General features: G+C 61.1%; 13 protein-coding genes and 1 tRNA gene. 8 read left to right on the top strand and 6 right to left on the bottom strand.

What is annotated here, in order from left to right; all coding sequences use genetic code 11:
* Positions 1–343: 343 nt before the first annotated feature.
* Entirely contained in the window at positions 344–1,054 is a 711-nt protein-coding gene (gene recO, locus BG455_RS03825; protein WP_071468760.1) for a DNA repair protein RecO, read from the bottom strand.
* A 97-nt stretch (positions 1,055–1,151) separates the two neighbouring features.
* Here recO and BG455_RS03820 point away from each other — a divergent pair, with 97 nt between their 5' ends.
* Positions 1,152–1,760 carry a Pr6Pr family membrane protein gene (locus tag BG455_RS03820; protein ID WP_071468639.1) on the top strand — a complete coding sequence of 203 codons (609 nt, stop codon included), beginning with the start codon at positions 1,152–1,154 and terminating at the stop codon, positions 1,758–1,760.
* Here BG455_RS03820 and BG455_RS03815 read toward each other — a convergent pair.
* The 3 genes from BG455_RS03815 to BG455_RS03805 are packed head-to-tail and all read right to left on the bottom strand — an operon-like array spanning position 1,757 to position 5,073.
* The gene (locus BG455_RS03815) at positions 1,757–2,707 is read right to left on the bottom strand and encodes a glucokinase (RefSeq protein ID WP_071468638.1); all 951 of its coding nucleotides are present in this window, start codon (positions 2,705–2,707) and stop codon (positions 1,757–1,759) included. The two genes, BG455_RS03820 and BG455_RS03815, sit on opposite strands and share 4 nt — an antisense overlap.
* Before the next feature lie 12 nt (positions 2,708–2,719).
* Complete coding sequence (locus BG455_RS03810; protein ID WP_071468637.1) at positions 2,720–4,045, bottom strand: GH1 family beta-glucosidase; 1,326 nt, start codon at positions 4,043–4,045, stop codon at positions 2,720–2,722.
* Entirely contained in the window at positions 4,042–5,073 is a 1,032-nt protein-coding gene (locus BG455_RS03805) for a substrate-binding domain-containing protein (RefSeq protein WP_071468636.1), read from the bottom strand. Before BG455_RS03805 ends, BG455_RS03810 begins: the two co-directional genes overlap by 4 nt.
* Positions 5,074–5,343: 270 nt before the next feature.
* Between BG455_RS03805 and BG455_RS03795 the strand changes: the two genes are divergently transcribed.
* The 5 genes from BG455_RS03795 to BG455_RS03775 all read left to right on the top strand — a co-directional run bounded on the left by BG455_RS03795 (position 5,344) and on the right by BG455_RS03775 (position 11,746).
* The gene (locus BG455_RS03795) at positions 5,344–6,696 is read left to right on the top strand and encodes an ABC transporter substrate-binding protein (RefSeq protein ID WP_071468634.1); all 1,353 of its coding nucleotides are present in this window, start codon (positions 5,344–5,346) and stop codon (positions 6,694–6,696) included.
* A gap of 129 nt (positions 6,697–6,825) precedes the next feature.
* Positions 6,826–7,803: a carbohydrate ABC transporter permease gene (locus tag BG455_RS03790; RefSeq protein WP_071468633.1), complete on the top strand. Its 978-nt coding sequence runs from the start codon at positions 6,826–6,828 to the stop codon at positions 7,801–7,803.
* 14 nt (positions 7,804–7,817) lie between these two features.
* The gene (locus BG455_RS03785) at positions 7,818–8,969 is read left to right on the top strand and encodes a carbohydrate ABC transporter permease (protein WP_071468632.1); all 1,152 of its coding nucleotides are present in this window, start codon (positions 7,818–7,820) and stop codon (positions 8,967–8,969) included.
* A gap of 11 nt (positions 8,970–8,980) precedes the next feature.
* Positions 8,981–10,633 (top strand): beta-galactosidase BglA, encoded by a 1,653-nt coding sequence (gene bglA / locus BG455_RS03780; RefSeq protein WP_425438712.1) that lies wholly within the window; start codon positions 8,981–8,983, stop codon positions 10,631–10,633.
* 21 nt (positions 10,634–10,654) lie between these two features.
* On the top strand, positions 10,655–11,746 hold the full coding sequence (locus BG455_RS03775) for an ABC transporter ATP-binding protein (protein WP_071468631.1): 1,092 nt from the start codon (positions 10,655–10,657) through the stop codon (positions 11,744–11,746).
* A gap of 68 nt (positions 11,747–11,814) precedes the next feature.
* Here BG455_RS03775 and BG455_RS03770 read toward each other — a convergent pair whose 3' ends face one another.
* Positions 11,815–13,281 (bottom strand): DEAD/DEAH box helicase, encoded by a 1,467-nt coding sequence (locus BG455_RS03770; protein WP_071468630.1) that lies wholly within the window; start codon positions 13,279–13,281, stop codon positions 11,815–11,817.
* Positions 13,282–13,514: 233 nt separating this feature from the next.
* Here BG455_RS03770 and BG455_RS03765 point away from each other — a divergent pair.
* A tRNA-Leu gene (locus BG455_RS03765) sits at positions 13,515–13,598 on the top strand.
* 106 nt (positions 13,599–13,704) lie between these two features.
* Entirely contained in the window at positions 13,705–15,150 is a 1,446-nt protein-coding gene (locus tag BG455_RS03760; protein WP_071468629.1) for a cobyric acid synthase, read from the top strand.
* A gap of 35 nt (positions 15,151–15,185) precedes the next feature.
* Here the strand turns inward: BG455_RS03760 and BG455_RS03755 are convergent, their stop codons facing one another.
* Positions 15,186–16,862 (bottom strand): PAS-domain containing protein, encoded by a 1,677-nt coding sequence (locus BG455_RS03755; RefSeq protein ID WP_071468628.1) that lies wholly within the window; start codon positions 16,860–16,862, stop codon positions 15,186–15,188.
* Between the last annotated feature and the right edge of the window lies 1 nt (position 16,863).

Raw genomic sequence — 16,863 nt, 5'->3', positions numbered from 1 at the left:
TCATATGCGCCACGCGAGAAAAGCTCCGTTATGACAGCTTCGAGGGCATACCAAGCGCGGAATCGAGGGCCGCAGGCCCGCCGCGCCTCAAAGGGCCGCACCCACGGCACGGCGATTTGGCTTGGCTACGCGCAAAGCTCTGATCTTTCGCGGATTTGGCCAGCATAAAGTGCTATAGCCCACAGCGCGCATCGCCGCACCGCGGCCCGACGCTACGCGGCTTGGCACCCAGTGCCGCTCTGGCTGAAAAATCCCGCAAAACTGACCTGTCTCACACATGGCGGCATCTTGTGACGTCCGGGCAACCCGTCACGCAGCCCGAACCCGCCCGCAAGGCCAAACACTACCCCAGTTGCGACACCAGCCGCGCGCGGGCTTCGGGCAGGGGGCGGCCCATCGCATCTGCCAGCCAGTGGTGCAGGAAATAGCCGCTCAGATGCAAGGCTTGCCGCACCGATGTGGCATCCAGCACCGCATCAGACACCAGCCCCGCTGGCAGGGGCAACAGGCGCGGCGCAAACTCTCCTGCCGCCGATGCGGTCACAGCCCGCCCTGTACGCGGCGAGACATAGGCCAGCCCGTCATTCGTGCCTGTCACGGCGCATTGCTGCAAATCCAGCCCGAATCCGGTTTCCTCCAGCAGGGTCAATTCCCACAGCGCATAGTCGCGCAACCAGCCGGGCTGGCCAAGCCTGTCCATCAGCGCGACCGTGGCCGCGTATAATGTCGCAGAGGCCTGACGTTCCGGCAGCGCATAGCGGCACAGCGCGCAAATGGCGCTTAACCCCGCAAGCGCCAGCCTGTCACTCAGGACCAATGCGGCCCGCGCGCGGATCAATTCCACGGTGAAACTGCCCATATGTTCTTCCAGCCGCGCGCGCCATGCCAGATCCAGCTGCGCACCGGGCTGCAATATGGGGGCCATCTTGCGCGATGCGCCGCCATGCACCACACCGGCATGCCGCCCATGCACCGCGGAAAATACCTCGATTATGGCGGTTGCTTCGCCATGCGGCCGCATGGCCAGCAATATGCCTTCATCGCGCCATTCCATAAATGTGATGTGCCGTGTTGGCCGCATCGCGGCAAGTGTTTTCCCACAGGGCCGCGCTGAAATAGGGTGGCGGCAGCGAATCATCATAGGGGTGGGCATGGACCCGAAATACCGCATAACGGCTGGCCTGATTGGCGGCCTGGGCGTGCTGGCGCTGCTGACGCAAGTGGCGCTGAACCTTGACCAGCGCGGCTGGGGGCTGGGCCAGACGCTCTGGGGCTTGGCGGGGTTCTTCACGATTCTGACCAATGCGCTGATGGCGGCCACCATGCTGACCATCGCCGTCACAGGGCGGCGCCTGTCTTTCGGCTGGATGACGATGGTCACCATGTCCATGATCGCGGTGGGCGTGGTCTATCATGCCCTGCTGGCACATCTGTTCCATTTCACCGGCCTGCGCTGGTGGACAGATCAGGCGTTTCACACGATCTTTCCGGCCATCATGCTGTGGTTCTGGCTGCGCGAGACAACGCGCCAGACCCCGCGCGGCGGCCAGCCGCTATGGTGGTTGCTATGGCCTGCGGGCTATGCGGTCTATGCCATGATACGCGGCGCGGTGACAGGGTGGTACCCTTATCCGTTTCTGGATATCGGCCAGCTGGGGCTTGGCGTTGTGGCGCTGAACATGGCCGGATTGGTGGCGGGGTTTGCGGTGCTGGGCTTTGGGCTGAATGCGATTGGCCAGCGCATGCCGCTGCGCGATTAATGCGCCTCCAGATATGCCGCACAGCCCGACAGCGCGGCATAGTCATCTTCGACAATCGCAACCGGAAAGCGCGCCACAAGGTCCGAGAAGCGGCCCATATCGGTAAAGGCCGCCTCGAACCCGAACCGTTCCAGCCACGGGGCGAAGGCCCGCGCGACACCCCCGATGTAATAAATCCCCCCCGAGGGCAGCGTGATCAGCGCCAGATCAGCCGTGACCTGCGCCAGCAGCCGCACATAATGCCGCCCCGTGGCTTGCGCCAGCGCATCGCCCGCCGCCAGTGCCGCCATAATCTCTTCGGCATTCAGGGTGCGGCCGGATTTTGCCTCTGCCGCGTGAAAGGCATAAAGCCGCTCCAGCCCCGAGCCTGCCAGCACATCCTCGACCGAGGCAAAACCGCGCCGCGCCACCAGCCAGTCGGCCAGCCGGTAATCCACTGACCCGCGCAGCGGCAGATGGATATGCCCCGCTTCGGCAGGGGGCACGATATGGCCCGCGCCCGCCGCATAGACCGGCGCTGCATTCACCCCTGTACCCAGCCCGATCACCAGCTTTGGCCCCTGTTCGGGCATGCCCGTGCGCAGGCGGCGCAAATGCGACTGGGGCAGATGGGCCAGCGCATGGCCCTGTGCTTGCAAGTCATTCAACAACGCGATTTGCGCAATCCCTGTCGCCTGCGCCAAGCTGGCTGCATCCACCTGCCAGCCCAGATTGGTCATTTCCGCCTGCGTGCCCTGCACGCGGCCTGCAAGGGCGATGGCGGCGCGCGCGGGGCGCGTGCGGTGGCGTTCCAGAAACGCCTCTAGCACAGCATCCAGCCCTGAAAATTCGGCATTCCTGAACCGCTCGGTCGAGGCGGCGACCAATGCCCGCCCCCGCGCCAGTGCCACACGGGTATTCGTGCCGCCAACATCGGCCACCAGAACCGGGCTGTCACGCTCTGTCATCAGAAACCTCGTTCAATTCCGCGCCAAGGCGGCGCGCAGCGCGTGATACGACGCTTTCGGACGGCGCTGCAAGGTTTCAAAATCCACATGGACAAGGCCAAAGCGCTTCTCATAGCCCAGTGCCCATTCGTAATTATCCATCAAGGACCAGATAATGTAGCCCTTCAGCGGCACCCCTTCGGCTATGGCGCGGCGTGCCTCGGCCATGTGGCGGTTCAGATAGTCAATGCGCGCGGTGTCCGGTGCATCGGGCGTGTCGGGATTGGCCATGCCATTTTCGGTGACATAGAGCGGCAGATCGCCTGTGTAATTGTCCCGCGCGAAACGCAGGAAATGATGCAGCCCTTCGGGGCAGATTTCCCAACCCATCTGGGTTTGCGGCAGATCGCCCACATGTTCCGACAGGTGGGGCCATGCACCCGGCGCATGGGCGATGCGCTTGCAGGTGTAGTAATTCAGCCCCAGCCAATCCAGCGGCTGGCGGATCAGGTCCATATCATCGCGCCAGCCCTGCGGCATATGCGGCCCCAACCCTTCCAGCACATCCTTGGGGTATTCCCCTTTGAACATCGCGCCCAGAAACCAGCGGTTATAGATGCCATCATAAAGCGCGGCGGCGGCGCGGTCCGGCGCGCTGTCTGTCAGGGGCAGGGCATATTCAAAATTGCACACGGCCCCCAGATTGGGCATGTTCAACCCGCGCATCACCTGAATGGCACGGCCATGCGCCAGCCCGATATGGTGCATCGCGCGCGCCGTGGCGCGAATGTCGCGCAGGCCGGGCGCGTGCTGGCCCAGAAAATGCGACAGCCAGCCCACGCACCACGGCTCGTTTATCGGGGCGGCAGACCAGATGCGGTCGCCAATGCGGTCGCACAGCACCTGCGTATAATCCGCGAACCAACCGGCAATATCGCGGTTGCGCCAGCCCCCCAGATCTGCCAGGGCCGAGGGCAGTTCCCAATGATACAGCGTCAGCGCAGGTTTCAGCCCGCGCGCAAGCATCCCGTCCACCAGCCGGTCATAGAAATCCAGCCCTTCGGTATTCACGGCCCCGCGCCCCTCGGGCAGCACGCGCGCCCAAGAGGTGGAAAAGCGGTAAATATCAAGCCCCGCATCCGCGATCAGGTCCAGATCCTGCGGCCACTGGGTGTAGTGGTCGCAAGCGCGCGCCCCGTTTTCGGCGCGCACCACATTGCCGGGGGTGGCGGCGAAATCATCCCAATGGGTGCGCCCTGCATTGCCAAAGCCATGCCCCTCTATCTGGTAGGAAGAGGTGGCTGTACCGAACAGGAAATCCGCAGGGAAATCGGCGCGAGAGAAGTCAAACCCGCTCATCGTGCCGCTGGCCCGGTCGAGGCCCCCAGCACCAACGAGGTTTCCATCAACTCGCTTAAAGGGCCGCAATCCGGGTCTGTCACCAGTTGCAGCAGCATTCTCGCCGCGCGGCGCCCCGCTTCGCGCACCGAGGATTGCGTCGCAGTGAACATGGGCACATCTCCGTCATTGGGCAGATAGGACAATTCGTCATCATGGGTAACAACCGACACATCGCGCCCAAGTTTCAGGCCAAGATCGGAAAACCCGCGCCGCAGCCCGTAGGCCACGATCATGGAGGAGGCAAGATAGGCCGTGGGCGGGTCGGGCAGTTGCATCATTTCCTGCGCCGCGCGGTAGCCGTAAGGTTCGGTCATCTCGGCTTGGCGCATCAGCAGCGGGTCGGGGGCAATGCCCGCACTGGCCAAGGCTTCCAGATAGCCGTTGCGGCGGCGGCTGGCAAAATCCATGTCTTCCAACCCGTTGATCAGCGCAATCCGGCGATGGCCGAAATCCAGCAGAAATTGCGTCGCGCGGTGGAAAGATCGGTGGTTGTTTATATCCAACCATGAATAGGGCGCATTCACATTGCTGGTGCGCCCGTGAATCAGGAACGGAATTTTCAGCCCCGCCAGCAGGTCCACACGCGGGTCATGCACGCGCGGGCCATGCACCATGACCCCGTCAACCGCGCCGCGCGCGATCAGATTGCCATAGGCGCTGGCCTCATCGGCATCGGCCACGACGCGCAAGATCATCTCATAGCCGGACCGCGAATACACCTCACCCGCGCCCGCGATGAAATCGGCAAAGATCGGGTTCACAATCTCATGGCTGGTCGAGACGGGAATCACATGGCCAATCGCCTGCGCGCGCCCTGTGGCCAGACTTTTGGCGCGGGTGTTGGGGTGGTAATTGGCCTTGAGTGCCGCGTCACGCACCCGCGCGCGCGTGGTGGCGTTAACCTCGGGAAAGCCATTCAGCGCGCGGCTGACCGTGGTTGGCGACAAGCCAAGCGATGCCGCAAGCTGCTTTAGTGTAACGCCCATGTTTTAGCCAAACCGTGTTGAATCCTGCCCTCACTCTACGGAAAAATCATCTGCTGAAAAGGGGGTATCTCGAATGAACAATTTTCTGCACCTGCGAAAAGGCCAACAAATACCAGCAGTTTTCAAGAAAATCATTTGACAGAGAGATTTGCTTCCGCCAACGTGCCGAAATCCAAAGCGCTTTGGAAAAGCGATTCCAAACTGCTGGGATGGTGATCAGCGCAAGCGTAAGAATTGTGCAAAACAACAAGTCAACCTTGGGAGGATGACATGAAATCGAAACTTTATGCAGGCGTTGCAACGCTTGCCCTGTTTGCGTCAGCGGCGCATGCGCAGGATTTGATTATTGAACCGGGCACCGATGGCTTCAACTGGGACAGTTTTGAGGCATTTTCTGGGGACCATGATTTTTCGGGCGAAACACTGACCATCACCGGCCCATGGACCGGCGCTGACGGGCAGATGGTCACCAATATGCTGGCCTATTTTGCGGCCGCCACTGGGGCCGATGTCCGCTATTCCGGCTCTGACAGTTTCGAGCAGGACATCGTCATCGCCATTCAGGCCAATTCCGCACCCAATCTGGCGGTTTTCCCCCAGCCGGGCCTTGCGGCAGATATGGCCGCGCGCGGCGCGCTTGCGCCATTGGGGCAGGAAACCGCGGATTGGATGGTTGAAAACTACGCCGCCGGCCAGTCATGGGTGGACCTTGGCAGCTTCGCCAATGCTGCGGGCGAGTCTGAAATGTTCGGCTTTTTCTACAAGGTCGATGTGAAATCGCTGATCTGGTACAGCCCAGAGCAGTTTGACGAAATGGGCTACGAGATTCCGCAATCGCTGGAAGACCTCAAGGCGCTGTCAGCGCAGATCGTCGAAGATGGCGGCACGCCGTGGTGCATTGGTCTGGGGTCAGGGGCCGCAACCGGCTGGCCTGCCACCGACTGGGTCGAGGATATGATGCTGCGCCTGCATGCGCCCGAAATCTATGACCAGTGGGTGACCAATGAATTGCCCTTCAATTCGCCCGAAGTGATTCAAGCGATCGAAGCTTACGGCGAGTTTGTGCGCACCGAAGGTTGGGCGCAGGGCGGCCCCGAGGCGGCAGCAACCACCGATTTCCGCGACAGCCCCGCTGGCCTGTTCCAAATTCCGCCAAGCTGCTACATGCACAAGCAGGCGTCCTTCATTCCCACCTTCTTCCCTGAAGGGTCTGAATTTGGCGCGGATTACGACTTCTTCTATTTCCCCTCATCAAGCGAGGCGGGTTTGGGTGATCCGGTTCTGGGCGCGGGCACTTTGTTCGCCATCACCAATGACAGCCCTGCCGCGCGCGGCCTGATCGAGTTTTTCAAGACACCCATCGCACATGAAGTCTGGATGGCGCAATCGGGCTTCCTGACACCGCATTCCGGCGTCAATCTGGATGTCTTCTCATCCGACGCCCTGCGCGCGATGAATGAAATCCTGCTGGCTGCAACAACCTTCCGCTTTGATGCATCCGACCTGATGCCGGGCGAAATTGGCGCGGGCGCATTCTGGACAGGCATGGTGGATTTCACCACCCAAGGCGATGCGGAAAGCGTGGCCAATATGATCCAGGACCGCTGGGACGCCATGCGCTAAGGCGACACCGTCACAAAGGGCAGGGCCGTGTCTGCGGCCCTGCCCATTTGAACGCACCAAATCTTTCAATCCAAATACGCGCGGTCAAAGCTGCCGCGCCTGTGCAATCGACCCAAAGGGAGGGGAGAGATGTCACCAGTTTTTCAGGGGATGTTGACCATCATCATCGGTGTCGGGGGCTGCGTGGGGTATTTTTACTTCTCGAACATGCTTCTGGACAAGGTGATCTTCCCGGCCAAAGGGCCAAATACAGGGCGCAACATTAACCGCGCCAATCAGGTGCGCCCTTGGCTGTTTCTGTTTCCCGCCATGTTCGCGCTGGGGCTGTATCTGGCCTATCCGGTGGTGGGGTCATTCTGGCGCTCGTTATTTGACCGCTCGGGCGCGAATTTCATTGGTTTGGGCAATTACATCGACCTGTTTGGCGAAGGCACTTTTCGCACCGCTGTTATGAACAACCTGCTCTGGGTGCTGTTCGTGCCAGCAATGGCCACGTTTCTGGGGCTGCTGGTCGCGCAACTGACAGACCGGCTAAGCTGGGGCAATATCGCCAAATCGCTGATCTTCATGCCGATGGCGATTTCCTTTGTCGGCGCGTCGCTGATCTGGAAATTCGTCTATTCCGCCAACCCCGATATCGGCATCATCAACTCGATCCGCGATTCCATGGGGCTGACAGTGCTGGACCCGCTGCAAGTGCGGTTCTGGAACAATTTTTTCCTCATGTTCATTCTGGTCTGGATTCAGACAGGCTTTGCCATGGTCATCCTGTCGGCCGCGCTGCGCGGCATCCCCGAAGAAACAATCGAGGCCGCGATTATCGATGGCGCAAATGCGTTTCAGGTGTTTTTCAAAATCAAGGTGCCGCAGATCATGGGCACGATTGTCGTGGTCTGGACGACCATCACCATTCTGGTGCTGAAGGTGTTCGACATCGTCTACACCATGACAGGGGGCAATTTCGGCACGCATATCCTGCCCAGCTACATGATGACCTACATGTTCCGCGATGACGGGCGCGCCACTGCTGTGGCTTTCGTGATCATGCTGCTGGTGCTGCCGGTGATGATCTGGAACATCCGCCAAGCGCGCAACGAAATGCGCTGAGGAAGGGACGAGAGATGGACAATATTGCAGGACAAAATCAGGGCAGCAAGCTTGCGGTCAATATTACAGTTATCATTCTGGTGCTGCTGTGGCTGTTGCCCACCATCGGGCTGTTCGTGTCGTCCTTCCGCGACCGCGACCAGATTTCCAATTCCGGCTGGTGGCAGGCCCCTTTCGCGGTCGACCTGAATTTCCGCGCCCGCGTTGCGGCGGATGGTGCGCGCGAAGAAAACGGCACTTTCATCCTTGAAGGCAATGTCTTTGCCGACCCCAGCCTGTCTGGCCGTTTTCCCGATGCGACAGGGGTGGTGGCCGCTTATGGCACGCGCGCGGTTGATCCTGCGGAATTTCCAGCGGGCGAGGTGTCAGAACTGCGCGGCGGCGGTACTGTTGTCGTCAACCGCGATGGCAGCTATCGCATCGAATCGCCCGAGGAGGTGACGCGCGGCCCAACCCTGTATTTCGAGGCCCGAACACCGCCGCGATTCACGCTTGCCAATTACGATACAGTCCTGCGCGCAGATGGCATGGACCGCGCCTTCATCAACACGCTGACTGTGACCATCCCTGCCACGATCATCCCGATCCTGATTGCAGCCTTTGCCGCCTATGCGCTGGCATGGATGGATTTTCCGGGCCGTGGGCTGTTGATCGCGGCTGTGGTGGGGCTGCTGGTTGTGCCCTTGCAGCTTGCGCTGGTGCCGCTTCTGACGCTGCATACCAATATTGGCATCGGGCAGAGTTTTCTTGGCATCTGGCTGGCGCATACGGGCTTTGGCCTGCCGCTGGCGGTGTATTTGCTGCGAAATTACATGGTCGGGCTGCCGCGCGACATTATCGAATCGGCCAAGGTCGATGGCGCAACCGACTTTCAGATTTTCGTGCGCATCATTCTGCCGCTCAGTTTTCCGGCACTTGCCTCTTTCGCCATTTTCCAGTTCCTCTGGACATGGAATGACCTGCTGGTGGCAAAAGTCTTCTTGCCCTCTGGGGCGGAATCTCAGGTCATGACAGTGAAGATCGCGGATGACCTGCTGGGGTCACGCGGGGGGGATTGGGGCATTCTGGCGACTGCGGCCTTTGTGTCTATCGCGGTGCCGCTGGTCGTCTTCTTCACAATGCAACGCTATCTGGTGCGCGGCCTTCTGGCTGGCTCTGTCAAATAAGGACAAATAACGTGACTGCACAACCCTTGTTGCAGCCCTCTCACGGGCTGGAGCTTTACCCCGACTGGTGGCGTGGCGCGGTGATCTATCAGATCTACCCCCGCAGCTTTCAGGACAGCAATGGCGACGGTATCGGCGATCTGCGCGGCATCATGGAGCGCTTGCCCTATATCGCCAGCCTTGGTGTCGATGTCATCTGGATCAGCCCTTTCTTCACCTCTCCGATGAAGGATTTTGGCTATGATGTGTCGGATTACTGCGATGTAGACCCGATGTTCGGCACCTTGTCGGATTTTGACGCGCTGGTGGCCACGGCGCATAAACTGGGCATCAAGGTGTTGATCGATCTGGTATTGTCGCATTCCTCGGACCAGCACCCGTGGTTCAAGGAAAGCCGCGCAAGCCGCGATAACCCGAAATCGAACTGGTATGTCTGGGCCGACGCCAAACCCGATGGCACCCCGCCCAATAACTGGCTGTCGATTTTCGGCGGCTCGGCCTGGGCATGGGATGCGACGCGCCTGCAATATTACCTGCATAACTTCCTGTCGTCACAGCCGGACCTGAACTTTCACGAACCCGCCGTGCAGGATGAATTGCTGAACATCGCGCGCTTCTGGCTGGAACGCGGGGTCAATGGCTTCCGTCTGGATACGATCAATTTCTATGTCCATGACTATGACCTGCGCGACAACCCGCCCCTGCCACCAGAGCGGCGTAATGCCTCGATCGCGCCTGCGGTGAACCCGTATAACCACCAAGAACACCTCTACGACAAGAACCGCCCCGAGAATCTGGAATTCCTGCGCCGCTTCCGCGCGGTGATGGATATGTATGACGCCGCCGCCGTGGGCGAAGTGGGCGATGCGCAGCGCGGGCTGGAGATTCTTGGCGAATACACCTCTGGCGGCGACAAGGTGCAGATGTGCTACGCGTTCGAATTTCTGGCCCCCGATGCCCCTTCAGCGGCACGGGTGGCGGCTGTGCTGCGCCATATGGACCATGTCGCCCCTGACGGCTGGGCGTGCTGGGCATTTTCCAACCATGATGTCATGCGCCACATTTCGCGCTGGAACCTGTCTCCGGCAGCCTCGCGCGCCTATGCCACGCTGATGATGTGCCTGCGCGGGTCGGTCTGCCTGTATCAGGGCGAGGAGTTGGGCCTGCAAGAAGCAGAGTTGCACTTTGACGATTTGCAAGACCCTTATGGCATTCAGTTCTGGCCCGAATACAAGGGCCGCGACGGGTGCCGCACGCCAATGGTCTGGACAGCAGACAACCAGAATGGCGGTTTTTCGGGCGGCAAACCGTGGTTGCCTGTCGCGCGCGACCATCTGGGGCTGGCGGTGGATGCGCAGGAACGCGCCCCCGATGCGCTGCTGCACCATTACCGCCGCGCCATTGCGTTCCGTCAGGCGCATCGCGCCCTTGCGCGCGGCAGTATGCGCAACCTGCATGTCTCGGGCGAGGTGCTGTCTTTCTTCCGCGAGGAGGCGGGAGAGGAGTTGTTCTGCGCCTTCAACCTCAGCCACGAGCCAGCCACCCTGTATTTGCCAGAGGGGAACTGGGTCACGATCGGGCAGGAACTGAACAGCTCTGGCCCGGGAGAAGACGGGCTGGTGCATCTTGGGCCTTGGCAGCCCTGTCTGGTCGTTAAAAGATAACACGAAAAGGGAGGAGGCATCATGGCCGATCTGAAGCTGACCGATGTCGAAAAGGCATATGGCGAGGTTAAGGTCTTGTCCGATATCAACCTTGATATCAAACAGGGCGAATTGATCGTGTTCGTCGGCCCGTCGGGTTGCGGCAAATCCACACTTTTGCGCATGATCGCCGGTCTGGAAAAGATCACGGCAGGCGAGTTGCAGATTGACGGGATGGTCGTCAATGACATCCCGCCATCGCAGCGCGGGATCGCCATGGTGTTTCAATCTTATGCGCTGTATCCGCATATGACGGTGCGCGACAACATGTCCTTCGCGCTGAAAATCGCCAAAAAGTCGAAATCCGAGATTGACGCAGCGGTGAACCGCGCAGCGGAAATCCTGCAACTTGGCCCCTATCTGGACCGTTTGCCCAAGGCGCTATCGGGCGGGCAGCGCCAGCGGGTGGCGATTGGCCGCTCCATCGTGCGCGACCCGAAAGTGTATCTGTTTGATGAACCGCTCTCGAACCTTGACGCGGCGTTGCGCGTGGCCACCCGCATCGAGATTGCGAAGCTGAAAGAATCGATGCCCAATTCGACCATGGTCTATGTGACCCATGACCAGGTCGAAGCGATGACACTGGCCAGCCGCATTGTCGTATTGGCGGGCGGCGGGATTGCGCAGGTCGGCACACCGCTGGAATTGTATGAACGCCCCAATGGCGAATTCGTCGCGCAATTCATCGGCTCGCCCGCCATGAACCTGTTGCCGGGCAAGGTGGTCAGGACGGGGGCACAAACGCATGTGCAACTGGATGGCGGTGGCACTGCGGTGGCGGACATTCCCACAACCGACGCGGATATGGGGATCAAGGTCAATGTCGGTGCGCGCCCCGAAGATATGGTCGCCACCGAAGGGGAAGATTTCCTCTATGCAGGCGAGGTGGAATTGCTGGAAGCCTTGGGCGAATTGACGGTGCTGTATTTCAAGCCCGATACCGCAGGCGCAGCCCCTGTGCTGGCCAAGCTGGCGGGTATTCACACCGACCTCAAGGGCCGCAAGGTCAAGCTGAAGGCCGACCCGTCCAAGATACACCTGTTTCATAACAAAGTGTCGCTGCTGTATCGGTAACGGCCCTGCAACATGCAAAAGCCGCACCCCGAAAGGTGCGGCTTTTGCTATGCGTGATCTGGTAGCGCTTAGGCGATGCGGAATTCGCGCAGCAGGAAATCGGGTACATGGTCGCCCATTCCAACCACAGCACCACGGTTGTCGTTGCCGCGATTGTCTTGCCGCTGCCGCGACTGGCCGCGCCCGCCGCGCGGGGCTTTGGCGGTGTCCAGATTGTACAGATTGGCGTTCTGCGTCTCTTTGGTGTCGCTCGCCACTTCGGCTGGTGCCGCTGCAGGCTCTGGTGTGGGCGCAGGTGCGGCGGCTTTCGCTTTCGACACAGAATGCGCGCGCCGTGGGGCGGCGTCTTTCGCCGCTTCCGGCTCTGCCACGGGTTTGCCGATATCCAGCTGCGGGGCCGTGCCGCGCGGCAATTCGCGCTGCAAAAGCTGCTCGATCGCATCCAGATATTTCTTGTCGGCAGGCACCATCAGCGACACTGCCTTGCCCGAACGCCCTGCGCGCCCTGTGCGCCCGATGCGGTGCACATAATCTTCAGGGTGCGATGGCAGGTCGAAATTGAACACATGGCTGACCGAAGGCACATCCAGCCCCCGCGCCGCCACATCCGACGCGATCAGCAGGCGCAATTCGCCTGCGCGAAACCGCTCTAGCGTGCGGGTGCGCAAGGATTGGTCCAGATCGCCATGAATGGGGGCCGCGTCAAGTTTGTGCTTGGTCAGCGACTTGGCCAGAATATCCACCTCGACCTTGCGGTTGCAAAAGATGATCGCGTTTTCCAGCTTGTCGCCTTCGGCTTCGATAATCGCGCGCAAGGCTTCACGCTTGATCTTGGCGGCCCCATCGCGGCGCGTGGCGGGCAGCTCGATCAGTTCCTGCGTTATGGTTTCAGACGCAGTGGCCTGCCGCGCAATCTCGATCCGCGCGGGGTTTGACAGGAAGGTGTTGGTGATCCGCTCGATCTCGGGGGCCATTGTGGCCGAATAGAAAAATGTTTGGCGGGTAAAGGGCGTCAGGCCAAAGATGCGTTCAATATCGGGGATGAACCCCATATCCAGCATACGGTCAGCTTCGTCCACAACCATGACTTCAACGCCGGTCAGCAACAGTTTGCCGCGCTCGAAATGGTCCAGCAACCGGCCCGGTGTGGCAATCAGCACATCCACACCGCGGTCAATCAGCTTGTCCTGTTCCCCAAAGGCCACGCCGCCGATCAGCAGCGCCTTGGTCAGGCGGGTGTGTTTGGCATAGGTGTCGAAATTCTCGGCCACCTGCGCGGCCAGCTCGCGCGTGGGCGCCAGCACAAGGCTGCGCGGCATACGCGCGCGCGCGCGCCCACGGCCCAGACGCGTGATCAGCGGCAGCGTGAAAGAGGCAGTTTTGCCTGTTCCGGTCTGCGCGATTCCCAGCACATCGCGCCCTTCAAGCGCGTGGGGTATGGCTTGCGCCTGAATCGGGGTCGGCGTGGTATAGCCAGCTTCGGCAATGGCTTTCAGGACCTTCGGGTCCAGCTTCAGATCAGAGAATTGGGTCATATGCGTCCATTTGATACGGCATCGGGCCGCGATCGGTTCAGGGACGCTTTGCTACTACGCCCCGCGAGCGGATATGCCACCCAAAGGCAGCACAGGCACGGCTCATAAGCTATTTCTTGGAAAAGGTCAATCTTCATGGGTTTTGACCGATTGACACCTGTCGCAAATCTGCGCCAAGCCGCGTTTGACCAGTTGCAGAGGGGAAAATTCCGCGCTAAAGACGCGCAAGTTGTGCGGGTGTGGCGGAATGGTAGACGCGAGGGTCTCAAACACCCTTTCCGCAAGGAGTGTCGGTTCGACTCCGACCACCCGCACCAACTTTTCCAGATATGCAGGACGCGGCGCAGGCGAGAGATTCGCCGCTTCTCTTTTCGGGTGCGCCGAGGCAGTGTTTCGCCGCAAGCGGTGCAGGTGGGTTAGGATATGACAGCCATAATGATTCAGGGTTGCGGCTCGAATGTGGGGAAATCCATGCTTGTCGCAGGGCTGTGTCGCGCGGCCGTGCGGCGGGGGCTGCGTGTGGCCCCGTTCAAGCCGCAGAACATGTCGAACAATGCCGCTGTCACCGCCGATGGCGGCGAGATCGGGCGCGCGCAGGCGTTGCAGGCCATGGCCTGCGGGCTGGAGCCGGTGACCGATATGAACCCCGTCCTGCTGAAACCCGAAAGCGAGCGTGGCGCACAGGTTGTTGTGCAAGGCAAGCGCCTGACCACCGCAATGGCGCGCGATTACGCGCGCCTGAAGCCGCAGCTGATGGGGGCGGTGCTGGACAGTTTCCAAAGGCTGCGCGCGGCCCATGATCTGGTCATTGTCGAAGGGGCAGGCAGCCCGGCCGAAGTGAACCTGCGGGCGGGTGATATTGCCAATATGGGCTTTGCGCGCGCGGCAGATGTGCCGGTTGTGCTGGTGGGCGACATAGACCGGGGCGGCGTGATTGCGCAGGTGGTGGGCACGCAGGCCGTGATCGACCAAGATGATGCCGCCATGGTTGCGGGGTTCATCATCAACAAGTTTCGGGGCGATCCGCGCCTGTTCGATGACGGATATGACTATATCGCGGCCCGCACGGGCTGGCGCGGCTTTGGTGTGGTGCCGTGGTTTGACCGCGCCCATCTGCTGCCCGCCGAGGATGCGCAGGATCTGGCCTCTGCGCCCACAGGCGGCGGCGTCAAGGTCGCCTGTCTGGCCTTTTCGCGGATTGCCAATTTCGACGATCTGGACCCGCTTGCAAGTGAGCCGAATGTCGATCTGGTGATCGTGCGCGCGGGCGCGGCAATTCCGGGCGATGCGCGGCTGGTCATTTTGCCGGGGTCGAAATCGACGCGCGGCGATCTGGCGTTTTTGCGCGCTCAGGGCTGGGATATAGACTTGCAGGCCCATATCCGGCGCGGCGGGCATGTTCTGGGCATTTGCGGCGGGTATCAGATGCTGGGCCAGCTTGTGCGCGACCCTGACGGGATCGAGGGGCCAGCCGGTGACATGGCGGGACTGGGCCTGCTGGAGGTCGAGACGACCATGACGCCCGACAAGCGCCTGACGCGGGTGCAGGCGCAGCACGCGGCCACAGGGCTGGAGGTGGCGGGCTATGAAATCCATATCGGGCGCACCACAGGCCCCGACCGCGCGCGCCCCTTCGCCCATGTGGGCGGCGCGCAGGAAGGTGCGATTTCCCCCGACGGGCGGATCACCGGCACCTATCTGCACGGGCTGTTCGCGTCCGACAGGTTTCGTGCGCAGTATCTGGCAGGGCTGGGCATTGCCGCAGGCGGACTGAACCATGGCACGCTGGTCGCACAGGCGCTGGATGCTCTGGCCGACCATGTCGAGGCGCATATCGATGTGGCGGGCGTGCTGGCGGCGGCGCGCTGACGGTGCAATCGCGGCTGTGGTCCTTACCCTTTCCATCAGGCGCGCAATCTGGTGCCGGTATGGCGCGCGCTGCGGGGTTTGCGGGGCGCAAGCGGCGGGGGCGGTAGCGCGTCTTGGTCCATGTCATCGGCGGGCGGGCCAGCCAGATCGGGGCGGCGCAGCCTGTCAGAATGCGCATGCGCAGCGGCGGCACTGGCATCTTGAAAGCGCAGCATCAGGCTGCCGCCGCTGACGCGGCTGGCGGTCACATTCAGGGGCAGACCCGTGCGCAAGGCAATGGTGCCGGTGATCTGGTCCTGACCCGTCTGCGTGGAGATGAATTCTGCAAGGCGCGCCCAGAATTGTGTCGGCTCGCACCGCGCTGCCCATTGGGCCAGCGCCTGTGACAGGCCCGCATCGGCCAGATCGGCGCAAGGGTCTGTTTGCCACAGCCGGACATAGGTTGCATTTGCCAGCACTGCCTGCCCGCTTAGGCTGAAAACGGCGATTCCCTCATCCAGCCGGTCCAGAACCTTATGCGCGGTTTCAATCTCGGCGCGGAAGCTGCGCGCCAGTGTCGCCTCACTCGTGATGTCCTGAAGGAACAGGGCAATGGCGCCGTTGGGTTGCGGGCGTCCGGTAACAAGATAGGTGCGCCCCCCTTCCAGACACCATTCTTCGGCGTAGCTGCCATTTTCCGACGCTTTCTCCATGTCCAGAATGTCAGCGCGCCATGAATTGAAGTTTTTAGGCTCTGGCAGCATGCGGTTTTCGCGCATGGCGTATAAAACCTGCTCGAAACTGGGGCGCGCGGCCAGAAACAGCGGCTCTAGCCCTGTCAGATCGACCAGCGCAGGGTTGAAAACCTGCAAGCGCCGGTCTGCATCGAACAGCGCCAGCCCGATGGGCAGGCAGGCAAAGGTGCGTGTCAGGGTCTGGACAGTTTCGCGCCGTGCCGCTTCGGATTGCACGGCGGCATCTATCGGGGTTGCGAAATGGGTGACATGCCCGCCATCTTCGATCTGGCTATGCGCGAACCAGTGGGTCCGGCCCTGTTTCTCGAAGGCAAGGCGGTCTTCGGTCTGCGCGGTGGTGTTGGAAAACAGGTCAGGCAGGGGCCAGACCAGTGCCAGATCAGCCCCTTCAACACCACGAAGTGCGCCGATATAGGCCGCATTTGCCCAGATGATATTGCCATATTCATCTGTTTTCCAAACCAGTGTTGGCAGGTTGCACACCACAGCGCGCAGGGTTTTCAGTTCTTTTTGCTGCGCATCATGGCTAAGGCGGTCAATCACCAGCAACGCCCCGTCATCCGAGGTATCGGTCAGGCGCAACTGTGTCAGTCCTTTGTGAAACCGCGCGCGGAGTATCAGCCCGTCGCCGGTATGAGAGGGCAAATCCCACCCGCCCGAATGCGCAAGCGTGCCAAGTTTTTCCTGTACACCGGCAAAGCGCGCGCAAAGATACTGCATCAGAACCGCCAGATCAGAAGGTTTGGCAAGGGTGTGTTCCGGCACAGGCAGCGTGGCCAGAAGCGCGCGCGCGGCATCCGAGCCATCGACAAGTTCACTTTCGCGGAAAATGAAAACCACATCGTGATCGGTTGCATCAAACCGGATGTCCGCAGCACGTTTGGGGCGCGACAGCCCTGTGAAAATTGCAAGTGCGCCCAGCACGACCAGCGCCGAAGTCAGGCAGATGGTGATCCCCAATAATGCGGCCTGCGTCATT

Origin of the sequence: Roseinatronobacter thiooxidans (assembly GCF_001870675.1) — a bacterium.
In the GTDB taxonomy this organism is placed as follows: domain Bacteria; phylum Pseudomonadota; class Alphaproteobacteria; order Rhodobacterales; family Rhodobacteraceae; genus Roseinatronobacter; species Roseinatronobacter thiooxidans.
The sequence above is the reverse complement of the archived record's forward strand: the minus strand, read 5'-3'. Positions and strand labels throughout refer to the sequence as shown.

Coding starts and splice junctions, on each gene's coding strand:
- BG455_RS03815 (WP_071468638.1), bottom strand. CDS start 2,707: ATGACAGAGCGTGACAGCCCGGTTCTGGTGGCCGATGTTGGCGGCACG.
- BG455_RS03770 (WP_071468630.1), bottom strand. CDS start 13,281: ATGACCCAATTCTCTGATCTGAAGCTGGACCCGAAGGTCCTGAAAGCC.
- BG455_RS03805 (WP_071468636.1), bottom strand. CDS start 5,073: ATGGGCGTTACACTAAAGCAGCTTGCGGCATCGCTTGGCTTGTCGCCA.
- recO (WP_071468760.1), bottom strand. CDS start 1,054: ATGGAATGGCGCGATGAAGGCATATTGCTGGCCATGCGGCCGCATGGC.
- BG455_RS03810 (WP_071468637.1), bottom strand. CDS start 4,045: ATGAGCGGGTTTGACTTCTCTCGCGCCGATTTCCCTGCGGATTTCCTG.
- BG455_RS03820 (WP_071468639.1), top strand. CDS start 1,152: ATGGACCCGAAATACCGCATAACGGCTGGCCTGATTGGCGGCCTGGGC.
- BG455_RS03785 (WP_071468632.1), top strand. CDS start 7,818: ATGGACAATATTGCAGGACAAAATCAGGGCAGCAAGCTTGCGGTCAAT.
- BG455_RS03775 (WP_071468631.1), top strand. CDS start 10,655: ATGGCCGATCTGAAGCTGACCGATGTCGAAAAGGCATATGGCGAGGTT.
- BG455_RS03755 (WP_071468628.1), bottom strand. CDS start 16,862: ATGACGCAGGCCGCATTATTGGGGATCACCATCTGCCTGACTTCGGCG.
- BG455_RS03795 (WP_071468634.1), top strand. CDS start 5,344: ATGAAATCGAAACTTTATGCAGGCGTTGCAACGCTTGCCCTGTTTGCG.
- BG455_RS03760 (WP_071468629.1), top strand. CDS start 13,705: ATGACAGCCATAATGATTCAGGGTTGCGGCTCGAATGTGGGGAAATCC.
- BG455_RS03790 (WP_071468633.1), top strand. CDS start 6,826: ATGTCACCAGTTTTTCAGGGGATGTTGACCATCATCATCGGTGTCGGG.